At 58.6% G+C, this 360-nt stretch carries 1 protein-coding gene; it reads right to left on the reverse strand.

The window, feature by feature from the left end; translation table 11 throughout:
- Positions 1 to 360 (reverse strand): transposase (locus TH468_RS21110; RefSeq protein ID WP_139834786.1); only part of this gene is annotated, 360 nt, incomplete at both ends.

Here is a 360-nt window from a genome sequence, read left to right on the forward strand (position 1 = left end):
GAAAGCGCACCTTGGTGTAACCGAACTGGCGCTTGATTACCCGGAACGGATGCTCGACCTTGGCGCGCACCTGAGCCTTGGCCTTTTCAATCTTGCGCTTGGCTTTGTACAGCACGCTGCGCTTATCGAGTTTTTTGTAGGTGCTGCGGCGTGCCGCCACCTGCCAGATAACTTCACGTCCTTCATGCTCGGGCCGCTTTTCGACACCGGTGTAGCCTGCATCGGCGCAGACCACGTTTTCGTCGCCATGCAGCAATTTGTCCACCTGGGTGACATCCGCCACATTGGCCGCCGTGCCCACTACGCTGTGCACCAGACCCGATTCGTCATCGGCGCCGATGTGGGCCTTCATGCCAAAAT

Source organism: Thalassospira sp. MCCC 1A03138 (genome assembly GCF_002115785.1).
Lineage (GTDB): Bacteria > Pseudomonadota > Alphaproteobacteria > Rhodospirillales > Thalassospiraceae > Thalassospira.